General features: G+C 46.1%; 1 pseudogene. It reads left to right on the top strand.

The window, feature by feature from the left end:
- Window positions 1–99: 99 nt before the first annotated feature.
- A pseudogene (locus VT06_RS17105) lies at window positions 100–583 on the top strand (class I tRNA ligase family protein); the annotation flags it as partial.

A 583-nucleotide genomic window follows, 5' to 3' on the forward strand; every position in this document is an offset into this window, starting at 1 on the left:
ACTGTTTAATCTGGGTGAAACCTCGGTACGGGTAATGCAAGATGAAACCATTGGCTGGTTAATTTTAGTCTGTGGAGGCTTCGGTGCGTTAATTGCTTTGAGCCACTGCTTACCGACCAATGGTATGTGCGGGTTGCGCCACTGGCTAAAACGGCGGTAGACGCAGTAGAAACCGGCCAGATTGAATTTGTGCCCAAACAATATGAAAACATGTATTTCAGCTGGATGCGCGACATTCAAGACTGGTGTATTTCCCGCCAGTTATGGTGGGGCTACCGCATACCGGCCTGGTACGATAACAATGGCAAAGTTTATGTTGGCCGCTCTGAGCAAGAAGTGCGCAGCAAATATCAGCTGGCAAATGACATAATACTGCAACAAGACAATGATGTGCTCGATACCTGGTTTAGCTCAGCACTGTGGACATTTTCTACCCTCGGCTGGCCGGAAGACACTGACGATTTAAAAACCTTTCACCCTACCGATGTATTAGTAACCGGTTTTGATATTATTTTCTTCTGGGTTGCCCGGATGATCATGATGACCATGCACTTTATTAAAGATAAAGACGGTAAACCACAAG

The organism is Arsukibacterium sp. MJ3 (genome assembly GCF_000987765.1).
Classification (GTDB): Bacteria; Pseudomonadota; Gammaproteobacteria; order Enterobacterales; family Alteromonadaceae; genus Alishewanella.